At 63.6% G+C, this 22,063-nt stretch carries 21 protein-coding genes; 7 read left to right on the forward strand and 14 right to left on the reverse strand.

Annotated elements, in window-relative coordinates; genetic code table 11:
• Positions 1–6: 6 nt before the first annotated feature.
• From P9217_RS13825 to P9217_RS13835, 3 genes are all read right to left on the reverse strand, one after another.
• Positions 7–1,542 carry a mannitol dehydrogenase family protein gene (locus P9217_RS13825; RefSeq protein ID WP_278087069.1) on the reverse strand — a complete coding sequence of 512 codons (1,536 nt, stop codon included), beginning with the start codon at positions 1,540–1,542 and terminating at the stop codon, positions 7–9.
• The gene (locus P9217_RS13830) at positions 1,539–2,321 is read right to left on the reverse strand and encodes an SDR family oxidoreductase (protein ID WP_278087070.1); all 783 of its coding nucleotides are present in this window, start codon (positions 2,319–2,321) and stop codon (positions 1,539–1,541) included. Before P9217_RS13830 ends, P9217_RS13825 begins: the two co-directional genes overlap by 4 nt.
• Before the next feature lie 71 nt (positions 2,322–2,392).
• Complete coding sequence (locus P9217_RS13835; protein WP_095830807.1) at positions 2,393–3,280, reverse strand: MurR/RpiR family transcriptional regulator; 888 nt, start codon at positions 3,278–3,280, stop codon at positions 2,393–2,395.
• A 305-nt stretch (positions 3,281–3,585) separates the two neighbouring features.
• Between P9217_RS13835 and P9217_RS13840 the strand changes: the two genes are divergently transcribed.
• Positions 3,586–4,770 carry a Gfo/Idh/MocA family oxidoreductase gene (locus P9217_RS13840; RefSeq protein ID WP_278087071.1) on the forward strand — a complete coding sequence of 395 codons (1,185 nt, stop codon included), beginning with the start codon at positions 3,586–3,588 and terminating at the stop codon, positions 4,768–4,770.
• Between the two features lie 627 nt (positions 4,771–5,397).
• Positions 5,398–5,832, forward strand: a complete 435-nt coding sequence (locus tag P9217_RS13845; RefSeq protein ID WP_067003930.1) for a hypothetical protein — start codon at positions 5,398–5,400, stop codon at positions 5,830–5,832.
• A 225-nt stretch (positions 5,833–6,057) separates the two neighbouring features.
• On the opposite strand, the gene P9217_RS13850 is transcribed toward P9217_RS13845, so the two are convergent.
• The 7 genes from P9217_RS13850 to P9217_RS13880 all read right to left on the reverse strand — a co-directional run bounded on the left by P9217_RS13850 (position 6,058) and on the right by P9217_RS13880 (position 14,361).
• Positions 6,058–7,248 (reverse strand): NADH-quinone oxidoreductase subunit D, encoded by a 1,191-nt coding sequence (locus P9217_RS13850; protein WP_278087072.1) that lies wholly within the window; start codon positions 7,246–7,248, stop codon positions 6,058–6,060.
• A 70-nt stretch (positions 7,249–7,318) separates the two neighbouring features.
• Positions 7,319–7,714 carry a hypothetical protein gene (locus P9217_RS13855; protein ID WP_127247019.1) on the reverse strand — a complete coding sequence of 132 codons (396 nt, stop codon included), beginning with the start codon at positions 7,712–7,714 and terminating at the stop codon, positions 7,319–7,321.
• A gap of 111 nt (positions 7,715–7,825) precedes the next feature.
• Complete coding sequence (locus P9217_RS13860) at positions 7,826–9,433, reverse strand: FGGY-family carbohydrate kinase (RefSeq protein WP_278087073.1); 1,608 nt, start codon at positions 9,431–9,433, stop codon at positions 7,826–7,828.
• A 197-nt stretch (positions 9,434–9,630) separates the two neighbouring features.
• The gene (locus P9217_RS13865; RefSeq protein ID WP_278087074.1) at positions 9,631–10,515 is read right to left on the reverse strand and encodes an AraC family transcriptional regulator; all 885 of its coding nucleotides are present in this window, start codon (positions 10,513–10,515) and stop codon (positions 9,631–9,633) included.
• 170 nt (positions 10,516–10,685) lie between these two features.
• Entirely contained in the window at positions 10,686–11,636 is a 951-nt protein-coding gene (locus P9217_RS13870) for an ABC transporter permease (RefSeq protein ID WP_278087075.1), read from the reverse strand.
• A gap of 17 nt (positions 11,637–11,653) precedes the next feature.
• Positions 11,654–13,174, reverse strand: a complete 1,521-nt coding sequence (locus tag P9217_RS13875) for a sugar ABC transporter ATP-binding protein (protein WP_278087076.1) — start codon at positions 13,172–13,174, stop codon at positions 11,654–11,656.
• 74 nt (positions 13,175–13,248) lie between these two features.
• Entirely contained in the window at positions 13,249–14,361 is a 1,113-nt protein-coding gene (locus P9217_RS13880; protein ID WP_127324215.1) for a sugar ABC transporter substrate-binding protein, read from the reverse strand.
• Positions 14,362–14,723: 362 nt separating this feature from the next.
• On the opposite strand from P9217_RS13880, the gene P9217_RS13885 reads away from it, so the two are divergent.
• The 4 genes from P9217_RS13885 to P9217_RS13900 all read left to right on the forward strand — a co-directional run bounded on the left by P9217_RS13885 (position 14,724) and on the right by P9217_RS13900 (position 18,772).
• Positions 14,724–15,905 (forward strand): SGNH/GDSL hydrolase family protein, encoded by a 1,182-nt coding sequence (locus tag P9217_RS13885; RefSeq protein WP_164746844.1) that lies wholly within the window; start codon positions 14,724–14,726, stop codon positions 15,903–15,905.
• A gap of 548 nt (positions 15,906–16,453) precedes the next feature.
• Positions 16,454–16,930, forward strand: coding sequence for a hypothetical protein (locus tag P9217_RS13890; RefSeq protein WP_067318776.1), 477 nt, complete (start codon positions 16,454–16,456; stop codon positions 16,928–16,930).
• 73 nt (positions 16,931–17,003) lie between these two features.
• Positions 17,004–18,287 (forward strand): SDR family oxidoreductase, encoded by a 1,284-nt coding sequence (locus tag P9217_RS13895; RefSeq protein ID WP_278087392.1) that lies wholly within the window; start codon positions 17,004–17,006, stop codon positions 18,285–18,287.
• The gene (locus tag P9217_RS13900) at positions 18,287–18,772 is read left to right on the forward strand and encodes a DUF2269 family protein (protein WP_127241191.1); all 486 of its coding nucleotides are present in this window, start codon (positions 18,287–18,289) and stop codon (positions 18,770–18,772) included. Before P9217_RS13895 ends, P9217_RS13900 begins: the two co-directional genes overlap by 1 nt.
• 83 nt (positions 18,773–18,855) lie before the next feature.
• Here the strand turns inward: P9217_RS13900 and P9217_RS13905 are convergent, their stop codons facing one another.
• The 4 genes from P9217_RS13905 to P9217_RS13920 all read right to left on the reverse strand — a co-directional run bounded on the left by P9217_RS13905 (position 18,856) and on the right by P9217_RS13920 (position 21,679).
• The gene (locus P9217_RS13905; RefSeq protein ID WP_067318770.1) at positions 18,856–19,161 is read right to left on the reverse strand and encodes a hypothetical protein; all 306 of its coding nucleotides are present in this window, start codon (positions 19,159–19,161) and stop codon (positions 18,856–18,858) included.
• 19 nt (positions 19,162–19,180) lie between these two features.
• On the reverse strand, positions 19,181–20,104 hold the full coding sequence (locus P9217_RS13910) for an NAD(P)/FAD-dependent oxidoreductase (protein ID WP_245322269.1): 924 nt from the start codon (positions 20,102–20,104) through the stop codon (positions 19,181–19,183).
• A 641-nt stretch (positions 20,105–20,745) separates the two neighbouring features.
• Complete coding sequence (locus P9217_RS13915; protein WP_278087077.1) at positions 20,746–21,102, reverse strand: hypothetical protein; 357 nt, start codon at positions 21,100–21,102, stop codon at positions 20,746–20,748.
• Positions 21,103–21,199: 97 nt separating this feature from the next.
• Positions 21,200–21,679 (reverse strand): MgtC/SapB family protein, encoded by a 480-nt coding sequence (locus P9217_RS13920; RefSeq protein WP_095800651.1) that lies wholly within the window; start codon positions 21,677–21,679, stop codon positions 21,200–21,202.
• 143 nt (positions 21,680–21,822) lie between these two features.
• Between P9217_RS13920 and P9217_RS13925 the strand changes: the two genes are divergently transcribed.
• On the forward strand, positions 21,823–21,990 hold the full coding sequence (locus P9217_RS13925; protein WP_164746634.1) for a hypothetical protein: 168 nt from the start codon (positions 21,823–21,825) through the stop codon (positions 21,988–21,990).
• The last annotated feature ends 73 nt before the right edge of the window (positions 21,991–22,063 follow it).

Here is a 22,063-nt window from a genome sequence, read left to right on the forward strand (position 1 = left end):
TTCGTACTATGCAGATCGTGCTGGTCGCTTCAACCGTGCATCTGTTGGATCAGCGCACACATGTCTGACAAAGGCCATCGGATCATCTGACAGCAAACCATCGAGGCTGGTGACGACATTTGCGTGGAACATGTCGCTGGCGGCAAGTGACGGATGGAAGATGGCTTCGACGGCAAGGATTGCATTGGCAAGGGCCCTGCTGTCCGAACCAACGCGATCGGCGATGGCCGCAATCTTTTCGGCAAAAGGATCGGACACCTGCCAGGCGCGGCCGAACCGCGACGATGCCTTGATCAGATAGGCTATCCAGCCCGCGACCGGAACCGACAGCAGCGCGATGCTTTGGCCCTTAGCCAGGCGATCACTGACCGGGTTGAGCAGGCGTTGGACGATCTTCTGCGAGCCGTCGGTAGCGATCTGGTGATTGCGGTGGCGGATCGCCGTGTTGGCGAGGCGCGAAAGGCTTTGCTCGACATAGGCTGACGGCGAGATGCCGGGCACGGGCATCAGCGTCGGCAGCGTCTCTTCCGTCAGCATGCGGCGGACGAAGGTGGCAAGCAATGGGTCGGCCATGGCGTCCGATGTGTGCTCGAAGCCGCCCAAAACGCCAAGATAGCTGAGTGCCGTCTGGGCGCCGTTCAGCACCCGCATCTTGAGATGCTCGAACGGCGTGACGTCGTCTACGAAAGCGGCGCCGATGCGGTCCCAGCGCGGCACGCGGCCGGCGAAGCGGTTCTCGATCACCCATTGCCGAAAGCGCTCGCCGACGACGACGGCGCTGTCGCGATAGCCGAAGCGCTGCTCGACCGTCTCGATATCGGCCTCGGTCGTTGCCGGCGCGATGCGGTCGACCATGGCCGAGGGGAAGGCGATATTGGCGGCGATCCAGTCCGCCAAGCCGTTGCCGCGCCGCTCGGCGAATGTCTGCACGACATTGCCGAGGATAGTGCCGTTGGCCGGGATGTTGTCGCAGGAAAGCAGCGTCACCGGGCGGCCATGCGAGCCCATGCGCAGCTCAAGCGCTCGTGCCAGGATGCCGGGCACGCTGCGCGGGGCCTCGGGGTTGGCGAGGTCGTGGACAATGTCGGGATGGTCTAGGTCGAGCGCGCCGCTCGACGGGATGTGGCAATAGCCCTTTTCGGTCACCGTCATCGTGACCATCTCGATATCGGGCGAGGCGAGCACCTCGAGTGCGGGCGCGGCGCTGTGCTGGCTGTCGACCACACGGACGATGCTGCCGATGACGCGGGCCTCGATCTCGTTGTTCTGACGGATGAGCCGCGTATAGAGGCCGTCCTGCCGGCCGAGCGTCGCGGCGAGCACGGGAGGCCGGATGTTGATGCCGACCAGTCCCCAGCGGTCGAAATCGTCCGCCAGGAGGTCATCGGTGTATTCAGCCTGGTGGCAGCGGTGAAAGGCGCCGACGCCGATATGGGCAATGCCCGGCTGCAGCGCCGAGCGAGCGTAAGCCGGTCTGCGGACTTCAGGCGGCACAACGCCGAGCAGGGCGGGGCCGAGATTGGCGGAGGGTGAGATGCTCACCGGTTCGCTCCGATCACCCATTGCTCCTGGTCGATCAGCGCGCCGGTCATCGGCCCGGCCGCGTCGGAGAGCAGGAAGACGGCGAGGTTCGCTACGTCGGCAACGGAGAGTAGCCGGCCGAAGGGCTGCGCGGCATTGGCCGCGTCTAGCCAGCCCGGGCCGTGGCCGAGCGTTTCGGCCTGCATGACGCGTTCGGCGGGCGTGTCGGTCCAGCCGACATTGATGCCGTTGACGCGGATGCGATCGAAGCGGTGCGCGTTGGCGGCATTCTTGGTCAGCGTCGCCAGAGCGCCCTTGGTGGCGGAATAGACGGCGAGGTCCGGCGCGCCGCAATGCGCATTGATCGACAGGATGTTGACGATGGCGCCGCCTTGTCCGCGCTTTTTCATGTCGGCGATCGCCGCCTGCATCAGGAAGAACGGCGCACGCGCATTGACGGCGAACAATGATGTCCAGTCGTCGAGGCCGGCATCGACGAAGGAGGCCCGGTCGGTCAGAGCCCCTGCATTGACCAGCCCGTCGATGCGGCCGAAGCGCTCGGTGCATGCGGCGGCGAGCAGGGCCGGAGTGTTCGGGTCGCCGAGGTCGGCTGCCAGGAAAGCGGACGGCGCCCCGATCGCCGACAGTTCCGCCGCGACCGCTTCGCCGCGCTGCCGGTTGCGGCCGGTGATCAGCAAAGCTTCGGCGCCGGAACGGGCGGCCGTCCAGGCAATCGCGCGGCCGATGCCTTGCGTCGAACCGGTGATCAACAAGACCTTGCCGTCGAGCCGAACCTCCATTCCTCCTCCCGGAACAAAGTTTCTATTTTCTCGTATATGGAACGACAGTTCCTTGTAGTCAACTGCGCCGATCAACCTGTCCGCCGCGCGACGACGCCGTGGACCAAAGCCATGCCGACGGCGAGCGAAGCGGCGAGCGAGCGGAAGCCTGCGAAGTCCTGTTCCACCACTTCCAGCCAGGTGTCGGAGAGTTTCACCAGCGGTGAGAAGGTGCTGTCGGTGATGGCGACGATGCGTGCTCCGCGATCATGGGCGAGGGCGACCAGGTCTGGGGTGATCGAGTTGTAAGGGCTGAAGGAAACGGCGAGCACCGCGTCGCACTGGCTTATGCAGCCGACCTGATCGAGCGCGGTCGAGCCGACATTGTCGACCAATACGTTGCGCACGCCCTGCTGCGACAGCGTCAGCGACAGATAGGTGGTGACCGGGAAAGCGCGCTTGCTGCCGATCACGTAGATCAGCTCGGCTCCCGCCAGCAGGTCGGCCATCTTCTCGAAGCTGTCGGTGTCGAAACCATTGCCGATGCGGTTGAGAGAAGCCTGCGAGGCGCCGACCATGCCGTTGAGGAAATGCAAGTCGGCGTGGGGTTCGGCTGCTGCCGGTTCCTTGTTGTCGCGCGTGCGTCCTTCCGGCCAGGAGCCTTTCAAATGGTCCTTGAACAGGCCCTGGAAGTCGGAAAAGCCGGCATAGCCGAAGATCTGCGCGAAGCGTACCAGCGTCGAGGGCTGCACGCCTGCCTGCGCCGCCACCTGGGCGATGGTGCCGAGCGCAACGTCGCTCGGATGCTGCCATAGGAAGATGGCGACTTGGCGCATCCTTTTCGGGAAATGCACGGTGCCGGAAGAGAGCACCGCGCGCAGCTCCTCATAGGTTTGTGGTTTCGTGTAGCCAAGTGCCGCCAGCGAACGGCCGCGTTTACGGGGAACGCTCTCGCCGGGTGAGGTTCGTGCGCCGCTCATAAGATGGGCCGGATTTGAGCCGTTGTACGTGAGGCGACCCGAACTTGCGGTGAAGATCGCCAGTCGCCGACGGTTGGAAAAAGGGGAGAATTCAAAACTTGAAGCGATTGTCTTGGTTCCATCGCCTCGACAAGCCGGCGGGTAGCCATGCGACGCTTCACCATTCGAACCCCTCCTCCACCGGTCTCGCACAAGGCTAGTGCGGCACGATCGTTTTACAAAACAAAATTTGGAAAGGCTGTTCGAAATTGGCGAGGCGCCTCCTATAGTCCCTGTGCTGGACGGCATCCGGGAGGACTCGAACCATGGTCTACGCAACCGCTGACGGAACCTTACGCAAACGCCTGACGGTCGGCATGGTCGGCGGCGGTCGCAACGCCTTCATCGGCGCGGTTCATCGGTTGGCCATGCGGCTCGACGACCAGATCCTGCTGGTGGCGGGTGCGCTGTCCTCGGATGCCGAGAACGCTGCGGCATCCGCCGCTGAGATCGGCATCGCGCCGGAGCGCAGCTATGACGACTACCATGCGATGGCAAAGGCCGAAGCGGCGCGGACGGACGGCATCGAGGCGGTAGTCATCGTCACGCCCAACCATCTGCATGCGCCGATCGCCACTGCTTTCCTGGAAGCCGGCATCGACGTCATCTGCGACAAGCCGCTGTCGACGACGCTTGCCGAAGCTGAGGCGTTGGTGGCGCTCACCAAGGCGAAGAAGCGCCGCTTCCTCGTCACATTGAACAACACCGGTTACGCCATGGCGCGGCAGGCGCGCGAAATGGTGGCAGCGGGCGAACTCGGCCGCATCCTGTCCGTGCACGGTGCCTACATCCAGGACTGGCTGACGCAGCCGATCGACGCGCAAGGCCAGAAGCAGGCCGAATGGCGCACCGACCCTGCGCGCGCCGGGCAATCGGCGGTGCTTGCCGACATCGGCGTGCACGCCTTCAACCTGGCGAGCTTCATCTCCGGCTTCGAGGCTGACGCCGTATCGGCGGACCTTTTCACCGCCGTGCCAGGTCGTCGCCTCGACGACAACGCGCATGTCCTGGTGCGCTGGACCGGCGGGGCGCGCGGCACCATCCTCGCCAGCCAGACTTCGCCCGGCCACTACAACGATCTCTCGGTGCGCATCTATGGCGACCGGGCCGGGCTCGAATGGTCGGGCACGCGGCCGGAGGAACTGCGCTTCGCGCCGTATGGCGAGGAGGCACGCACGCTGGTGCGCGGCGGCCACGGCTCGACGACGGAAGCCCGGCGCGTCTCGCGCATGCCGGCGGCGCATCCCGAGGGCTATATCGAGGCCTTCGCCAATTTCTACCGCGATGCCGCCGACATCATCCGCGCGCATCGAGCGGGCGCTGCGGTCGATGTTGCGCGCGCGGCGCAGGTGCCGGACGTCGTCGACGGCGCTCGTGGTGTGAAGTTCCTGGCGGCGGCAGTGGAGTCGAACGCGGCCGGAGGAGCCTGGACGCCGGCGCGGTTTGAATAGACGCCGGCTTGGTGCTTTGAATCGTTCAATCCGCTTTACAATGCGGGGCGGCGCGACCGGCCGACGTGTGGCCAATCAGCCGAGCGGCCGAGGTCGGCCTCATCGATGATGTCCCGCACCGATATGGCCTCGTGGCCCTGCACCGAGCGCACCCGAGTGCTTGGGAGGCACGTCGTTCTCATCCGGATTGGGAACGGGTTCCTCGTCCGGCAGCCTCTCCGGATCCGGTTCGCGCATCGGTTTTGGGTCGGGAAACGGCGGCGGCGTGGGGACCGGCGTTGGCGTGGGGTCGGGAGTGGGGAGAATAGCCATAAGGTGGTCCCTCGTTGCGCTGGCGGAGCAGTCCGCGAGATGCGGTTTGGGCAACCGGTATCTGCCCGACCAGAACATGATGGGTAGAGCCGCCTCATCCGACGCTTCATCGACACCTGATCACCGGCGGCTGACGCATGGCAGAACGGCCTCGACCGGGGATGGTTCCACAGCGATCCCGCCGCGCTTCGGCGGGGTCGGACACGAATGACGATCAAATGATTTCCCGTCGCCCATTTCGCCCTTGCCGGCGCCATGCAGCGCCTTAGTTCCGTTTGCGGGGCGGGTGATCATCTGCCGACATAGGAGGCGGCCTTGAAGCACCAAACCGTAGACCAACTCAATGCCGTTGCCGACGTTCATGCTGAAGCAGCGGTTCTCATCGCCAGTCGTGGCCAACGCCTCGAACGCTGGGCGCAACTTCTGGAGCAGGATCCCGGCCGGCGCCTTATGGCGCTTGCGGGCACCGAATACGCCACACCCGACGTGCGCGAAAAGATGCGTTCCACCGGATCGCCGATTACTGTCGCCTTCGAAGACCCGATCTTTCGTGCTCAGGGCCTGAAGGACGACACCTACGGCGAAGCAAAGCGCTTCTTCGAACTCAGCGACTGGCAACTGCACGAGGTCGTCTGCCATTGCCATGTCGGCGCCAATCTGCCGGCACGCTGGGCGGCGTCCCGCGTTCGCGCGGCCATCTCTCCAGGCTCGGGAATTCTTGCCTGGCTGAGATCGGTGTTCATGCACTAAGACGACTGCCGCGGTTCGAAGAACCGCGGCAAGTTCAATCCTTATCGGAGACGGAGGGGAGTTGTCCCCAGCCGTCGGTAGCTAGAGCGATTCACCGTTTTGCGAGAACGTCGAACCGCTCTATCTTTTTGCTTTCGCTCATTCTGCTGTTGATGCAATTCCCCGCGCGAAGTTTGGGACTATGTCTGGAATTTGCTCTTAGGGCTGCCCGCGCCGCACCTCCACTCAGCGATCGATCTCTCCGAACACGATATCCAGCGATCCGATGATGGCCGCGACATCGGCGATCATGTGCCCGCGCGACAGGAAGTCCATCGCCTGAAGGTGGGCGAAAGACGGCGCACGTATCTTGCAGCGGTACGGAACATTGCTGCCGTCAGAGACAAGATAGACGCCGAATTCGCCTTTGGGCGCCTCCACCGCGGCGTAGACCTCGCCCGGCGGCACATGATGGCCTTCGGTGTAGAGCTTGAAATGGTGGATCGTCGCCTCCATGGAACGCTTCATGGTGGCGCGCGGCGGCGGCGTGATCTTCTGGTTCGGTACGGCGACCGGGCCGTGCCCGTCGGGCAAGCGCAGCTTCTCCAGACATTGCCTCATGATCCTAACCGACTGCCGCATCTCCTCCATGCGCACGAGATAGCGGTCGTAGCAGTCGCCGTGCTTGCCGACCGGAATGTCGAAATTCATTTCGGGATAGCATTCATAGGGTTGCGCCTTGCGCAAATCCCAGGCCGCGCCCGAGCCGCGCACCATCGGGCCGGAGAAACCCCATGCCCAAGCATCGTCCTGTCCGATCACGCCGACGTCGACATTGCGCTGCTTGAAGATACGGTTTTCGGTCAGGAGTTCATCGAGATTGCTCAAAGTTCCCAGGAACGGATCACAGAAATTCCAGATGTCGTCGAGCAACTCTCCCGGCAGATCCTGATGCACGCCGCCGACCCTGAAATAGTTGGCATGCATGCGCGCGCCCGACGCGCGCTCATAAAAGACCATCAGCTTCTCCCGCTCGGCGAAGCCCCAGAGCGGCGGCGTCAGCGCGCCAATATCCATCGCCTGCGTGGTGACGTTGAGCAGGTGCGACAACAGCCGGCCGATCTCGCAAAACAGGACGCGGATAAGCTGTCCGCGCCGGGGAACCGATATTTCGAGCAGCTTCTCGGCGGCGAGGCAGAAGGCATGCTCCTGGTTCATCGGCGCCACATAGTCGAGCCGGTCGAAATAGGGCAGGGCCTGCAGATAGTTCTTGTATTCGATCAGCTTCTCGGTGCCGCGGTGGAGCAGGCCGATATGCGGATCGGCGCGGTCGACGATCTCGCCGTCGAGTTCCAGCACCAGCCTGAGCACACCATGCGCCGAGGGGTGCTGCGGTCCGAAGTTGAGCGTGAAGTTGCGAATTGCGGTTTCGGCCATGGCGGCCTCTTCGCGGACTCTCGTTTTGTTTGGCCGCTGCAGTCGGGTCAACCGCCCGCGGCGCCGCTGATCATGTCGTGGTCTGGATGATCAGCGTCAGCGTGCCGTCGCCATCGATGTTGGCCGCGACGACCTGCGAGGAATTCAGCCCGTTCGCATGCAGCACCGATACCGCCTCGGGCGAGGCATCGATCGATTTCTGCAGCTTGGCCAGGTCCGTGGCGGTTGTCCTGGTGACCACGGCTTCGGCCTGGACCTTGATCTCCGCGGGCAGGTCCTCCATCGCCACCACCACGACGTTGGTAACGGTCTGGCCGGAACTTGGCGGATCGGGTTGCACCTGGTCGAGCCGAGGTTGTTCAGCCGGGGGCAGAACCTGGGGCGGTTGCGGATCGGCGTGTTGAGCCGAGACCGACTGCGCCAGGGCAAGGGTCGAAAGAGCGAGCATCATCGTCAATGTCCGCATCGTCTTTCCTTCCATGTATCGAAGTCTGACGACACAACCCCTCCGCCCGGCGATGGTTCCGGCCCAAGAGGGCAAGTGACGGTGAATGTTGGCGGGCGACGGCTGGATATCTCACACAGCCAAAACTGACAGCGCAGCAGCCTGCAGGCGTTCGAACGCGGCAAAGCGCCTGTCGTGGCAGGCAGCGAGCGCGTCGTTCGGCGAATAGACCTCGCCCACCTCCGACATCGCCGCCATGGCCGCGCGAAGGTCGGAGTGGCGCCCGGCGGCCACCGCGCCGAGCATCGCTGAGCCGAGCAGCACCGGCTCGGGGGACGTTGGCGCGTAGACCACCTTGCCGGTGGAGTCGGCGATGAGCTGCCGCACGAGCGGGCTCTGCCCTGCGCCGCCGCTGATGGCGATCGTATCGATGTTGATGCCGCGGCCATGCATGGCGGCCAGGATCTGGCGGGCGCCATAGCCGAGGCCGCAGAGGCCGGCGACATAGAGCGCGACGAGACTGTCGGCCCCGGTCGCCATGTCCAAGCCGGCGACCAGTCCGCGCGCGTCGGGATTGGCCAAGGGGGCACGATTGCCTAGAAATTCGGGAACGACATGCAAGCCGCCGACCAGTCTGTCCGCCTTCGCCGCACCGCCATGCCGCTCCGCCTCCTGCGCCAGCCACTGGCTGAGGTTCTGGCCGCCTCGCGCCGCGATCCCGGCCAGCTCGACGGCGGCGGGGTGCATGCCGACCAGGCGATCGATGGCGGCGCCCGCGGCCGACTGGCCGCCTTCGTTCAGCCACAGCCCCGGCACCATCGCGGAGAAATAGGGCCCCCACACGCCCGGCACGAAAGCCGCCTGCTCGGTCGTCGTCATGGTGCAGGCCGAAGTGCCGAAGACATAGGCCATGCGCGTGGTCACATCGCCGGCGCCGCCGCGCGCGCCGACCGAGCCGATGCCGCCGGCATGCGCATCGATCATGCCGGCGGCGACCGGCGTTCCGGGCAAAAGGCCAAGCTCGGCCGCCGCGTTGCTCCTCAAGCCGTTGGGCAGCGCGCTCCCCGGCGCCACGACCTCGGTGCCGATCCGGGCAAATTCCTCATCCGCGAGCGCGCCGAGCCCGACCTTGCGAAAATAGCCATCATCCCAGCGTGCCTCGTGCGCGAGATAGGTCCATTTGCAAGTCACCGTGCAGGTCGAGCGCGCCAGGCTGCCGGTGGCGCGCCAGGTGAGGAAATCGGCGAGATCCATGAACTGCCATGCCGCGGCGAAGGTCCGCGGCATGTTCTCGGCGAGCCATAAGAGCTTCGGGGTTTCCATCTCGGGCGAGATTGTGCCGCCGACATAGCGCAGCACGTCCTCGCCGGTGCCGTTGATCCTGCGCGCCTGCTCGGTGGCGCGGTGGTCCATCCAGACGATGATGTTGCGCTCGGGATCCCCTGACGGGCTGACCGTCAGCGGCTCGCCACCCGGCCCCAGAACGACAAGCGAGCAGGTGGCGTCGAAGCCGACGCCATGCACCGACTGCGCCGGGATGCCGGCAAGCGACACCGCCTCGCGGACGGTCGTAGAAACGGCGCGCCAGATGTCATTGCTCGATTGCTCGACGATATGGCCTTCGGCATGCCAGGTGGCGATGTCGGCCTTGGCGGACGCAAGCATGGCGCCCGCTTGGTCGAAGACGCCCGCGCGGGCACTGCCGGTTCCGATGTCGATGCCGATGAAATGACTGCTCATGACTTCAGATCCTTCGCCCGATCCGTTCGGTTGCTATAGGTCATTGCTTTGCGGCAGGATGACAAGGGTCGCGGATGGTGATGTCACCTTCGTTTCCTTGTCGGTGTTGCCGTTCCGGCCAGTGGCGCAGCCAAGCTTTGCCTTGCCGGGCACGTTTGCCATGCCAACTCGATGCCGCTGCTTGTCGTGCCGGCTGGCTAGGCCGCTTTCGTCAGGTTGATGTTGTGCAGTGTCAGCCGCCGGAAATGCGAGGGCGTCATGCCCTTTTCGGCGAGAAACTGCCGGTTGAAGTTGGAAAGGGTGTTGTAGCCGACCTCGAAGCAGATGCTGGTGATCGAAGCCTGCTCGTCGCTCATCAGCATCTGGCAGGCCAGGTTGATGCGCAGCCGCTTCACATACTGAACCAGCGTCATACCGGTGTGCTGGCGGAAGGAGCGGGAGAACACACTGGGCGACTGGCCGGCGATGGCGGCTAGGTCCGTCTCGCTGAAGGGCTGGGTCAGGTTCTCGCGCAGATAGGCAAGCGCCTTGTTGATGCCGGCCGACATATACCCCGACGGATCGGGCAGGTAGCTCGCGCTGGCCAGCATGCGCGCGCCTTCGGCGCGGCTGAGCAGACCCATTATCATCATGAACAGCTCGATGCGGCGCACGCCTTGCGAATTCATGATCTCTTCCATCAGCGGGCCAAGCTGCTTGCTGGTCTGGCGGCTGAACAGCACGCCGCGGCGCGAGGCTTCGAGCACCGGCGTCAGCGCCGCGAGCTCGGGGAAGGTGTTGATGGCGCCGTCGATAAAGCCTTCATTGAACTGGATGATGCGGCAGCGCAGGGGCACCGTCGCGTCCTTCGGCACATCGCTCACCCAGTTGTGCGGCAGGTTGGGGCCGGTCAGCACCAGATTGCCCGGCTCGAACTCGCCGATGAAGTCGCCGACGAAATAGCGGCCGCGGGTGGCGACGATGAGATGCAGTTCGTATTCCGGATGGAAATGCCAGCGCACCGTGCGGAACGGGTAACCGTGCGACCAGGCAGTGAAAGACTCGCCCGGCCTGATCTGCACAACTTCAAGATCGGGTTTCATCGCTGCTCCTCCCGTATTGAAGCCAAGGCGCGTCCCCTCTACGACGCGCCGTCGGTTTCGGCCTCATGTCAGCCAAGCTATCGAGCCGACAAGATCTTCGCCACCATGTTCGCGTCACTCCATTGGTACTTTTTTGACTATTCTGAGCCTCCACGCCGCTGAGCGGCGCCTCAAACGACGCCGCGTTCCTCGCTCCTTATGCGGAAGGCATCGACGGCGATCGCAAGCAGGATCATCGCGCCGCCGATCATCTGAATGTAATAGGCCGAGACGTTGATGAGCTGCAGGCCGGTCTGGATGACGGTGATGAGCAGCGTGCCGCCGAGCATGCCGATGACGCGGCCGCGGCCGCCGAACAGCGAAACGCCGCCGATGACGGGTGCTGCCACGGCATAGAGCAGCGTCGTGCTGCCGACGGTCACGCTGACGCCGCCGAGATAGGAGGTGTAGAGGAAGCCGGCCACTCCAGCGAGGAAGCCGGAAGCGCTGAAGGCGCCAAGCCTCGCGCGCTTGACGTCGATGCCTGCGGCATTCGCCGCCCGGCGGTTGCCGCCGGTGGCATAGAGGTTGCGACCCCAGGCCGAATAAGCAAGCACGACATGCGCCAGGAGATAGGCGACGAAGAGGGCGATCGGCATTACCGGCCAGCTGCCGATGGTGGCGCTGCCTATGTAGCTGTAGCCTTCATCGGTCACCACCATGGTGCGGGCCTGGGTGGCGCCGAGCACCGCGCCTTGCAGAAAAAGCCCCATGGCCAGCGTCGCGATCAGCGAATTCATGCGCAAATAGGCGACGAAGTAGCCGTTGAGCAGACCGACGAGCACCCCGGCAACGATGGTGATGAGCACGGCCAGCGTCCAGTGGACGCCGAACTGCTGCATGGCATAGGCGCCGACCATGCTCGAGAAGACCAGATTGCCGACCACCGAGAGATCGATCTCGCCGATCAGAAGCGTGAAGGAGACCGCCAGCACCAGCACGCCCAGCGTGGTCGCCTGCACCAGCACGTTCTGCAGATTGCCTTCCGAAAGGAAGAAGGGATTGAGGAAGCCGGCGAGGATGCTGAACACGATGATCAGGATCCAGACCACATTGTCGAGAAGGAATTTCTTGCTGGTCATGTCTGATACTGCCCCTGTCATCGCGCCGCTCTCGCTTCGGCGATCGCATCGATGGTGATCTCGGCGCCGCGCAGCATTCGCGCGATTCGACCCTTGGAGAAGATCACCACGCGGTCGACGAGGCGCTGCATCTCTTCCGGGTCCTGCGCGAGCAGAAGCACGCTAACGCCCTCCTTCGTCGCATCGTCGATCAGGCGGTGGATCTGCTCCTTGGCGGCGACATCGACGCCGACGGTCGGTTCGTCGAGCAGAAGCAATCTCGGCTTGCGTTCCAGCAGCCGGCCAAGCAGCACCTTCTGCTGGTTGCCGCCAGACAACTCGCCGATCTCCTGGGCGCCGCTGCCCATGACGATCTCCATGGCGCCGCGCGCCTCGCGCATGCGGCGGTTCATGCCGGCGCCGCTCACCAGCCAGCCGAGCGATAGCGGCCAATTGCCGAGGTTGAGGTTCTCGGTCACCGACATCGAGCCGACCAGGCCTTCGCCGATGCGGTCATGCGTGAGGTAGGCAATGCCCGAGCCGAGGCTCTGCCCCGGCGAGCCGAGACGCGCTTCCCGGCCATCGATCAGGACGGCACCGGCCTCGATGGGCAGCAGGCCGCCCAGCGCCCGCATCAATTCCTGCGGCCCTTCGCCGAGCAGGCCGACGAGGCCGACGATCTCGCCGTGGCCGATCGCAAGATCGACCGGGCCGCCGCCGGAAAAGGATAGCCCGCTGAGCTCGATGGCCGCGCCATGATCCTTGCGGGCGCGGTGGAATTCGGCGACGTCGGCGCCGGTGATGACGCGCGCCATGGCCTCGGCCGAAGGCTCCGCCGCTTTGCCGCTGGCGGTCACCTTGCCGTCGCGCAGCACCGTGTATTCCGAACAGAGCTGGCGCACCTCGTCGTTGTGGTGCGAGATGTAGATGAAAGACGTGCCCCGTTGGGTAAGGCTCTCGACCCATTCCAGCAGATGCAGCCGCTCGGCCGCCGCAAGGCCTGCGGTCGGCTCGTCGAGGATGATCAGCGAGGCTTCGGCCGCGACCGCCTTGATGATGGCGAGCCTGCGCCTGTCGCTGGCGCCGAGGTCGCCGGCGCGCCGCCTCGGATCGACCGGCATGCCGTGGCTTTCGAGCTGGCGCACCGCCAGGCGGCGGAGCGCGGACCAGTCGGTCAAGCCGTAGCGTCTCGGCAGATCCGGCAGCAGAAGATTTTCGCCGATCGAGAGGTCTTCGAAGATCTCCGAATGCTGCGACAGAAGGTGGAGCCCGCGCTTCTTGCGCGCCGTCAACGGCAGAGCCGACACGTCCTCCCCATTCAACAGGATGGTGCCACTGTCGAGACGCAACAGCCCGGCGATGATGTTGGACAGCGTCGATTTGCCAGCGCCGTTCTTGCCGAGCAGGCCATGGATCGCGCCCCGCGACACGCTCAGCGAGACGCCGTCCAACACCGCAAGCGGGCCGAAGCGCTTGAAGACATTGTCGACGGTCAGAACAGCGTTGGCACCGTCCTGCGCAAGGCTATCGGGCACGATTGTGCCGTCGGCGTTGACCATTGGGATAACCGGCAATCTCGAAATGAGGTGAGAACGCGATGGGCGCGTTCTCACCCGCCTCGTCGGCTGCGATCTCAGCCGGCGTTCTGCTGCATCTTCCACACCTGGGTCACGACATTGGCCCAGTGGCGCGGGTCGTCGGCATTTTCCTTGGTGAGGAAGTAGGGCGGGATGGTGAGCAGCGGGCCGGACGGGCTGTCGGCGATCGTGCCCTTCTCCCAAAAATACTTCTTGTTTTCGTAAGGTCCGGTCGGAACCGGCTTGCCCTTCAGCGTGTACTCTTCCAGCAGGTCGACGACGATCTCGACATAGGCGATCGGGTCCTGTGCGATGTCGGCGTCGATCTCGCCGGCCTTCACCCATTCCAGCGCATTCGGCGAGGCATCGATGCTGGTCAGGATGATGTGCTTCTCATGGCCGACCGGAAACAGCCGTTTCTGCGTTTCGAGTGCCTTGCGGGCATCAACGACGAAGATGTCGGTCGGCATGTGGATGGCGTCGAGGTCCGGCCGCTCGCGCAGCGTCGCCGAGACCACGGCGAGCGCCTGCTCATGCTGGTTGTTCTGCGGCCGCGAGATGATCTCGATGTCGGGATATTTGCTCTTAAGCGTGTCCTCGAAACCGTCTTTGCGGTCGCGCAGCGCCACGGCGGTCAGCGAGCCGTAATTGTTGAGCACGCTGCCCTTCGGCGAGCCGTGCTTCTTGGTGAGCAGCTCGGCGGTCTTCTCCGCCGCCATGACGCCCGACTGCTTGTTGTCGAAGGTCACCGAAGCGGCTACCTCTCCGCCGGTAAGCACGGTGTCGACCATGCCGAGCGGCACGCCGAGCGACTTCGCCTTCTTGCTCAGTGGGATGAGCAGCTCCGAATCCAGCGCGTCGGAAATGAGGTAGCGCGGCTTCTGCAAGAGCAGGCTGTTCCAGTCGTTGACCTGCGCGTTGGCATCGCCATTGGCGTCCTTGCCGACGAATTCCAGGCCGAGGCTTTCGACCTTGCGCTTCAGCGCCTCCTGCAGCACGACGAAGAAGAAGAAACCGAGATAGCCGGTCTCCCAAGCCACAACCTTGGAGGTCGTGCCTTGCGCCGCGGCGCGCTCGCCGCCCGCCAGCAACAGGCCGCCGGCAGTGGCTGCCGCGCCCTGCAAAAGCGCGCGGCGGTTCAATGTTAAGCTCTTGGTCTCGCAACCCATGTCTCGCTCCCTGAAATGGTTGGAATCTTTGCCGGTAGAGCTTTCCACCAAGCCCGCCCGGCGGGGCACTCAGCCCCAAACATCCCCCGGAACGTTTCCTCCCCCGGACGATCTGATCAGGCTAGGCGCGCGCTATCCGGCCAGCCACCACGTTCCGGGGCGGGTGTTAGTACTTTTTTGATTCCGCTAGTGAAAGCCGAGGCCGCGATTACGACTGCGCTACAACATGCTCGACCTCCGGCGCGTTGCATTCGGAGTCAAAAATCTATGTGTCGCGGAAAGCGCAACCGGTAGCTCGCGCCGCAAGCCGCGACTATCTGTCTGGCGGAGGGCCGCGCGTCGAAACCGAAGGGATGGAGAGAATGAAGCACTGGATCGGAACCTGGAGCGCAAGCCCGATGAACGTCTGGCCGGGAGACGCCGTGCTCTATGGCTTCCACCGGCAGACGGTACGCCAAGTCGTGCGCGTCAGCACAGGCGGTGAGAGGTTGCGATTGAGGCTGTCCAACGAATATGGCGCCTCGCCGATTCGGATCGGCGCCGCGACCGTCGCGCTTGCCGCGAAAGACGGCGCGGTCGACGCCGGCAGCATCCGGCAGGTGACGTTCGGCGGCGAACGGCAGACCGATCTAGCGCCCGGCGCGCCGCTGCTCAGCGATGTTGTGGACCTAGCGGTTCCCGATCTCGGGCAGATCGCGATCAGCCTCTATTTCCCCGATTTCGCTCCGATCGAGACCTATCACTACGAGGCGCAGCAGACCGCCTACATCTCCGAAATCGGCGACTTCGCCGGCGCAGCCGAACTGCCGGTGCAGCAGACCTCGACCAGCCGCTATTTCCTCAGCGCCGTGCTGGTCGAGAGCGGGCCGGACAGCGGCTCTCTGGTTTGTCTCGGCGATTCCATTACCGACGGCTTCGGCTCGACCGTCGACGGCAATGCGCGCTGGCCGGACCGGCTGGCGGAGCGGTTTGCGAAAAGCGGCCGGCTGTCAGGCATCGGCGTCCTCAACCAGGGGATCGGCGGCAACCGCGTGCTTGCCAGCCGCGCCCGCGGCGCCAACGCGCTCGCCCGCTTCGACCGCGACGTTCTGGGCTTTCCCAACGTCCGATGGGTCTCGGTGCTGGAAGGCATCAACGACATCGGCTGGCCGGAAACCATGCTTGCCGGTCGCCAGGAGGCCGTCGCCGTCGAAAGCCTGATCGCGGCTTACCGGCAATTGATCGCACGCGCCCGCCTCAACGGCATCAAGGTGCTGCTTGGCACGCTGCCGCCCTTCAGCGGCGCCTTCGAAGGCCAGCCGCTCAGAACGTTCTACTCTCCGACCAAGGAGCGCGACCGTGAGGCGGTGAACGCCTGGATCAGGACATCGGGCGAAGCCGATGCCGTCGTCGATTTCGAGCGTGCGCTGGCCGATCCCGCCAACCCGTCGAGGCTGCTCGCCGCCTTCGATTGCGGCGACGGCCTGCATCCGTCCGACGGCGGCTATGCCGAGATGGCTAGGCTGTTCGAGGAAGCTTTCGAGAGCTTGCTTCGCGGCCAATAGGATTACCTGGTTCTGCTAGTGGCGGCTGCTGCCCGCGCCGGCGCCTTCTGGATGTTGGCGGCGCCGCCCATGTCACCATTCTTGGTGCGACCCGCCCCGGTCGTGCTCCAATATCGGCGCCCGTCGTCGGGTGCAATTCGGCGAAAACACGGATGGCCAACCTTAGAACAGGACGACGAGCACTTAGCATAATGGAGCTGGCAGAACAGCTCAGCTGTCCAGGAACAAACTGCAAGTCTTTCCGGTTTGGTGACCGAACCGATTGCGGTCACGAAAATGGTTGGACATAGAAGACATAATAATGAGCAGGTTGCGCAGCTACTGAGGCGCCAGTTTTCCAGTGAGATAATGAGGCGCCATCTGCGTGCACTTCCGCTGTTTCGGACCGAGAGGTGGCTCCCTGACCGGCTTGCCGGGTTGATGGAGGTTTTAAAGCGAAGTGAGGGTCGAGGACGACGGCGTTGATTCTTGCCTCTGGCCTGAAGCGTCGACGTCAGGCTGGACGCAAAGGTCGTCTTTCGATCCCAATGGAGAAGAGATGGTGAGCAATGCGGCCGCTCGATAAGGCGTTGCTTGGGGCTGTGGCAGGCGTCGCGGCGACCATGGCGATGACAGCAACGATGAGGCGCCTGCACGCAGTCCTGCCCGACGACGAGCGCTATCCGCTTCCGCCTCGCGAGATCGTCGACCGCACTTTTCCAGCTGTTGACGAGCGCGAAGCACGTTCAAGAACACTGCTTGCGCATTTCGGGTTTGGCGGTCTCACCGGTGCTTTGTTTGCCCTGCTGCCCACCACTCGAGGGAGCGGGATCGCCTACGGCTTATGCATCTGGGCGCTGAGCTATCTCGGTTGGATTCCCGCCGCCCGCATTCTGACCCCGGCGCACCGTCACCCCATCAGGAGAAACATGCTGATGATTGCAGCTCATGTCGTTTGGGGCCTGACGCTTTCGAGATCACTGAGAGAGATGGAACGCGCCGCCATCGAGGCGTTCGACCAGCAAGCCGAGAGGAGAAGCCGGTGACCGGGCCGCGCGTTCTGCGGAACGATCCGACCCTTCGGCCCGCCGCGCTGTCTTGTCCGGCGGGACATCGGCAATGAAGGTTCTCGTAACGGGATCGAACGGTCTCATCGGCACAGCGGTGTGCGCGCGTTTGGTCGCGTCAGGGCACGAGGTCGTGCGGGCCTCACGACGCCGATCAAGCCGGGCGGGGGAGGCGGGAACGGTCGCCATCGATATGGCGAAGGCGCTCGCCCCCGAGAACTGGGGCAGTGCTCTTCAAGGCGTTGACCTGGTGGTGAATTGTGCCGGTGTTCTGCAGGACAGCGCCAGCGAAAATACGACAGGGGTTCATGCATTGGGCGCAGCGGCGCTGTTTCGTGCCTGCCAGCAAGCCGGGGTGCGCCGGGTCATCCACTTTTCCGCTATCGGCGTCGATCGTGAGCAACCCTCGGCCTTCTCCGCCAGCAAATATGCCGGCGAGGAGGCCTTGATGGCGCTCGACTTGGATTGGGTCGTGCTGAGACCCTCCGTCGTTCTGGGCCGCCCCGTTTTTGGAGCGAGCGCCCTGTTTCGCGGCCTTGCCGCGCTTCCTCTGCTGCCCTCCATGCCCGGCTCCGGCCGTCTGCAGGTGGTTCAACTTGAGGACGTGGTCGAAACGGTGGCGTTTTTCCTCAGCCCTGACAGCCCGTCACGGATCGCTCTCGACCTTGCTGGTCCGGACGCCTTCGCCATGGAGGAGGTAGTCGCGCATCACCGCAGGTGGCTTGGATGGGACGAGGCTCGCGTCCTGGCTCTCCCGAGATGGGCGGCGCGTCTACTTTATCGGCTGGGTGACGCCGTCAGTGTGCTGGGATGGCGCCCTCCCATGCGCACCAACGCCGCCCTTGAGATCAGCCGGGGAGCAACCGGTGATCCCGGACCCTGGAAGGCGATAACCGGGATCGAGCCGCGAGGTCTCCCGACAGCACTCGCCGCAAACCCAGCCACGGTGCAGGACAGGTGGTTTGCCGGCCTCTACTTCATCAAACCCGCGATCTTCACGGTGCTGCCGTTCTTCTGGATCATGACCGGAATCATATCCTTGACAACCGGATGGCAGAGCGGCGTCCAACTCCTGATCGGTACCGCGGTGAGCGCGCTGGCGGCGCCGTTGGTCATCGCCGGCGCGCTGGCCGACCTGGTCATCGGCCTTCTCATCGCGCTTCGCAAAACCGCGCGCGTTGGGCTCTGGGGAGCGATCGGCGTATGCGTTTTTTATGCATTGGCCGGCACGCTCCTGCGGCCCGATCTGTGGAATGAACCGCTCGGCCCGCTGATGAAGATCCTGCCGATCGTTCTTCTGCACTTCGTCGCATTGGCGATCCTGGAGGAGCGCTGATGCTCTACTTCGGTCTCAAATACCTCCATATCGTGGGCGCGGCGGTTCTGCTGGGGACGGGCGCTGGCATCGCCTTCTTCATGCTGCTTGCACACCGGACCGGCAACCCGGCTACCGTGGCCGCTGTCGCGCGCATTGTCGTGGTTGCCGATTTCCTGTTCACGGCAACGGCAGTTGTGGCGCAACCGATCACCGGCGTCGCGCTTGCCTGGCTCGTCGGCTATTCGCTCTGGGACGGCTGGATCGCGCTGTCGATCCTTCTCTACGTCGTGACCGGTGTTTTTTGGCTTCCCGTGGTCTGGATGCAGATGGAGATGCGCGATCTTGCCCTGGCGGCGGCGAAAGCCGGCCAGCTGCTTCCGCCGCGCTATCACCGGCTTTTCCGGCTCTGGTTCGTCTTCGGCTTTCCGGCCTTCGGCGCGGTCGCCGCTATCTTATGGCTGATGATCACCCGCCCGGCCATCGAATGGTTCGGGACCGGCTGATGCCGACGGGCCGAGCGAGCTCATCTGAGCTACGCCGGCAGGAGAGGCGCCGGCTCTGATTTCCCGTGCATGGACAAGAACGACTACACCAGCGCGATCGGCATGTAGCGGATAACCACCTTCTCCTGTCGAAACCACCGCTCGAGTGCGATCCGGCGTTCACGCCAGTCGATGAGATCGACCTCGTTGGCCATGACTTCGAAGATCACAATCTTGTCGGCGTTGGACTCGGCACCCTTTTTCCACAAACCGTCGGCAGGCGCCTGAAGGTAAGCAGTAACGCCTTCGAAGCGACTCGCCAGTTCTTCCTTCACGCGGTCGAAATCTTCTTGAGCGAAAGGCTGGCCGTTGTTGTCCGAGCAGGGGAGCAGGATCTGAACAAGATGCATCACAATTCACCGGTGAAAACTAGCACTTGGTATCGTCAAGATAGTTATGCATGTCGGTGGCTGCGATCGAGGCGTGGCCGAATGCGACAGCAATCTGATTGATTTCGTTGACCACATCGCCAGCGGCATACAGGCCTGGCACGACCGTGCGCTGATGCGCATCCACGACAAGATTTCCAAGCTCGTCGCATGTCGCCCCGAGATCTAGGCCAAGTTGCGACCTTATCGTGCATCCCATGGCTGGATAGACGGTATCGAATGAGGATGCTGTTCCGTTGGAGAGTTGAATGGTGGCCTGCTCTCCCGAGGGTCGTAGCGAATGAGGGATACAGGGCTCGAGCTGGATTCCAGCTTCGTGGATCAGTCGGCCGGCATCTGCATCAATTTCACTCGAAGCATCGGTCGTCAGTACGGTGACGTCGCGAGTGTAGGTCCGCATGAACAATGCCTTCTTCACTGCCTCTTCCGCCGGGCCCAGGACTGCGACGCGCTTATCGATCACCTCATAGCCGTCACAGATCGGACAGAGGCGCAAGGTGCCGGCTCTGATCATATCGTCTGCCGAAGGCGTCTCTGGAAGCTTATCGACAATGCCAGTAGCCAGGAGCGCCGCGCGGGAACGAATGGCTGTCGAACCGATCGCAATAAAATCCGTTCCGTCGCGGCCAATCTCGTGGATTATATCGTGCCTAAGATCGGCTCCGCTCTGCAAAGCCTGCTGCCGCAGCCGATTCAGCAGTTCGGCGCCGGCTATGCCGTCGGGGAAGCCGGGACAGTTGCGGGTAATCGGAATGAGCTTCGCGCGGCTTTGACCGCAATCGACAACGACGACCCGGCGGCGAAAGCGCCCGAGATACGTCGCTGCTGCCAAGCCGGCCGGACCGCCACCGATAACCAAGCAGTCAATTCGTTCCCACTGACAGACGCTATCGTCTTCGATCACCAAAGAACTCCCGGGAGGTGATGCAGAGCTATTGCAAGCGGCTCGTGCCCGGCAAACGAACTTGTCTGTTGGTGACTAAGACCAAGGGCGTGCGCGACTGCTTCCCGGTTCTCATAAGAATGAGGCCGACACAGATGTCGCTCGTGAGGATGGCCTCGTTTCCTTCCGAACAGACAGAAACGAGGGCGCAAAATCCGGCCTCGACCGCGTGCACCGGTAAGCGCGGGATCAATTGTTTCGTTATAGGCGACCATCTGCCCCAACCGCGCCCTTGCCTATTGGTTCCGCCGTGCATTCGCGTTGCTCGCCGATCCGTTGTCTCGCCAGACGCTGACGACGTTCGGCTGCCTTCACGTGCCGCAGGCCGCCGTTCTCGCCACGCGGCGGACCGGACGGTGCGAAAGTTCGCTTTTGTGGATCAAAGTAGCCCGGCCTGCCGGGCGGGGTTGGGGGCTTGACATACAGGCCGGGCCCTTACCCCGCGCAGCGGGGCAGAGTTTCATTATGCGCCGCGCTTGCGGCGACCGACATTAACATTTTCTAAGACTTGAAAAGCCCGTCGCAGCTAATGAGCGAAGCGACGGGCTTTGTGCTGCCGAGACGGCTACGTCCCAACGGTAAACGACCGTTCCCATAACAAGTCATGGCCGCGCAATCAGTTCCAATCTTGGACAGCCCGCCCGAGGAACGTCACGACACCAGCGACGTTCCGGTAAATGGCAATCGACGATGATATCGAAATGGCCAGGCGGCTTGTTCACGAAGGCGAGCGGCACCTTCGCCGCCAGCACGAGTTGGTTGCCGACCTCAGCGATCAGGGATTGCCGACCGATGACGCCCTGCGCTTCCTCCAGCTGCTTGAAGACATGCAGGCGATGCATCGGCAGCACTTGTCGCGGCTGCTGCGCAGAGCCGAAAATGGCTAGGAGGATTCCTGCCTTGTCGGGCCGGACCATGGGTGTCTGCACTTGATCTGGTGACAGGTCATGATCTGCCATGAGTGCGCCGGCCGAGACGATCGGAATCTGCAATTCAGCAAAACACTGTAACGCCGACAAGCGCAGGGACTGGACGCCCTGCCTCCAAATGCTCCGACTATTGCTCGTCCTTTGGGGCAACCTGCACCAGCTGCAAAAGCCCTAGCACGATCAGCGCCAAGACTGTGCCAAGAATTGCGATCTGCCAGAACCCGAGACCCACTGCCAATCCAATGGCACCGGCCAGCCACATTCCCGCGCCGGTCGTCAGCCCCTGAATCTCCCCTTTGGAGAAGAATATTAGCCCCGCAGCCAGGAATGCGACGCCGGCAGTTGTGGCTTCAATCAGGCGGATGGGGTCAATGGCTATCTCCTGGCCATCGAAGACGGGGAGATGGGTGATTTCGATGGCCAGGATGGCGATCAAGGCGGTTGCTAGACAGATCAGGATATGCGTCCTCAGCCCGGCCGGCCGGTTACGCCATTCGCGCTCCATGCCGACGAGTGAGCCAAGAACCGCAGCCAGCAAAAGCCTGGCTGAAATTACGGAAAATGGCAGCCAGGTTTGCTGCCCGAAACGTTCAACAAGCTCATCCATGAGCGCCAGAACGTATCTGTGGGCTGCCCGGTTCCTTCCGCAGGACGCCGGGATGTCCCTGCAACGCATATCGCCGGCAAAGCGCCGGAACATTCGAGCTCAGCCCACGTTGGGTTCTGTTCGACTGACAGGGACACACCTCAATGGAACCCAAATCATCGCGCGATCTGCCCGGTCCTAAGCCCCGCAAGGACAAGGAACGGGAAAACCAAAAAGCTGCCGCGAAAACGCCTGACAAGACCAACGATTGGGACCGGAACCAGGTGCATGGCGAGGGCGAGAGCATCGGGATCGACAAGGACGAACCATAGGCCGATCCACACCCCAGAGCGCGGAATCTGAGCCGCCCACGATGCGGCTTGCCGCCATCCCGACCGTTGGAGT

The sequence above is a fragment of the Mesorhizobium sp. WSM4989 genome (assembly GCF_029625795.1).
Taxonomy (GTDB): Bacteria; Pseudomonadota; Alphaproteobacteria; order Rhizobiales; family Rhizobiaceae; genus Mesorhizobium.

Excerpts from the sequence above, each read along its gene's own strand:
- P9217_RS13830 (WP_278087070.1), bottom strand. The coding sequence starts at position 2,321 with ATGGAGGTTCGGCTCGACGGCAAGGTCTTGTTGATCACCGGTTCGACG.
- P9217_RS13835 (WP_095830807.1), bottom strand. The coding sequence starts at position 3,280 with ATGAGCGGCGCACGAACCTCACCCGGCGAGAGCGTTCCCCGTAAACGC.
- P9217_RS13840 (WP_278087071.1), top strand. The coding sequence starts at position 3,586 with ATGGTCTACGCAACCGCTGACGGAACCTTACGCAAACGCCTGACGGTC.
- P9217_RS13850 (WP_278087072.1), bottom strand. The coding sequence starts at position 7,248 with ATGGCCGAAACCGCAATTCGCAACTTCACGCTCAACTTCGGACCGCAG.
- P9217_RS13855 (WP_127247019.1), bottom strand. The coding sequence starts at position 7,714 with ATGCGGACATTGACGATGATGCTCGCTCTTTCGACCCTTGCCCTGGCG.
- P9217_RS13860 (WP_278087073.1), bottom strand. The coding sequence starts at position 9,433 with ATGAGCAGTCATTTCATCGGCATCGACATCGGAACCGGCAGTGCCCGC.
- P9217_RS13865 (WP_278087074.1), bottom strand. The coding sequence starts at position 10,515 with ATGAAACCCGATCTTGAAGTTGTGCAGATCAGGCCGGGCGAGTCTTTC.
- P9217_RS13870 (WP_278087075.1), bottom strand. The coding sequence starts at position 11,636 with ATGACCAGCAAGAAATTCCTTCTCGACAATGTGGTCTGGATCCTGATC.
- P9217_RS13875 (WP_278087076.1), bottom strand. The coding sequence starts at position 13,174 with ATGGTCAACGCCGACGGCACAATCGTGCCCGATAGCCTTGCGCAGGAC.
- P9217_RS13880 (WP_127324215.1), bottom strand. The coding sequence starts at position 14,361 with ATGGGTTGCGAGACCAAGAGCTTAACATTGAACCGCCGCGCGCTTTTG.
- P9217_RS13885 (WP_164746844.1), top strand. The coding sequence starts at position 14,724 with ATGAAGCACTGGATCGGAACCTGGAGCGCAAGCCCGATGAACGTCTGG.
- P9217_RS13890 (WP_067318776.1), top strand. The coding sequence starts at position 16,454 with ATGCGGCCGCTCGATAAGGCGTTGCTTGGGGCTGTGGCAGGCGTCGCG.
- P9217_RS13895 (WP_278087392.1), top strand. The coding sequence starts at position 17,004 with ATGAAGGTTCTCGTAACGGGATCGAACGGTCTCATCGGCACAGCGGTG.
- P9217_RS13900 (WP_127241191.1), top strand. The coding sequence starts at position 18,287 with ATGCTCTACTTCGGTCTCAAATACCTCCATATCGTGGGCGCGGCGGTT.
- P9217_RS13905 (WP_067318770.1), bottom strand. The coding sequence starts at position 19,161 with ATGCATCTTGTTCAGATCCTGCTCCCCTGCTCGGACAACAACGGCCAG.
- P9217_RS13915 (WP_278087077.1), bottom strand. The coding sequence starts at position 21,102 with ATGGCAGATCATGACCTGTCACCAGATCAAGTGCAGACACCCATGGTC.
- P9217_RS13920 (WP_095800651.1), bottom strand. The coding sequence starts at position 21,679 with ATGGATGAGCTTGTTGAACGTTTCGGGCAGCAAACCTGGCTGCCATTT.
- P9217_RS13925 (WP_164746634.1), top strand. The coding sequence starts at position 21,823 with ATGGAACCCAAATCATCGCGCGATCTGCCCGGTCCTAAGCCCCGCAAG.